Source organism: Roseomonas genomospecies 6 (genome assembly GCF_008365375.1).
GTDB lineage: Bacteria > Pseudomonadota > Alphaproteobacteria > Azospirillales > Azospirillaceae > Azospirillum.
The window spans coordinates 1-591 of record NZ_QOKW01000102.1 but is presented as its reverse complement, the minus strand read 5'-3'; the positions used below and the strand labels follow the sequence as shown (position 1 = coordinate 591).

Here is a 591-nt window from a genome sequence, read left to right as displayed (position 1 = left end):
CCGGCACCGCGCCCTTCACCGGCAGCGGCTCGCTGACCGGTCTGACCGCGGGCACCGCCTACGACCTCTACGTCGTGGGCAAGGACAGCGCCGGCAACCTGATGAGTTCGCCGGTCAAGGTCGACGTCTCGACCGCCGCCCCCGCCGACACGACGCCGCCGACGGTGAGCAGCATCGCGGTGTCGGGCAGCCCGGCGGCGAACGCCTCGTCGATCAGCTACACGGTGACCTTCAGCGAGAGCGTCACGGGTGTGGACACCAGCGACTTCACGCTGACCAAGACGGGCACGGCCAACGGCACGATCGGCTCGATCAGTGGGTCGGGCACCACCTACACGGTGACGGTCACCGGCATCACCGGGGCGGGCACGCTGCGGCTGGACCTCAACGGCACCGGCACCGGCATCCAGGATCAGGCGACGACGCCCAACGCGATCTCCGGCGGCTTCACCACCGGCGGCACGCACACGGTGGACCGCGCCGCGCCGAGCTTCGACGTCGCGGCGGCGGCGTCGAGCATCACGACGACGGGCTTCTCGCTGTCGGCCAGCCTCGACGAGGCGGGGACGATCTACTACGTGCTGGTCGCCG

1 protein-coding gene is annotated in these 591 nt (G+C 71.1%); it reads left to right on the top strand.

The window, feature by feature from the left end:
• Positions 1-591, top strand: a 591-nt coding sequence (locus DS843_RS31510) for an Ig-like domain-containing protein (protein WP_208852374.1), incomplete at both ends; no start/stop codon positions are given.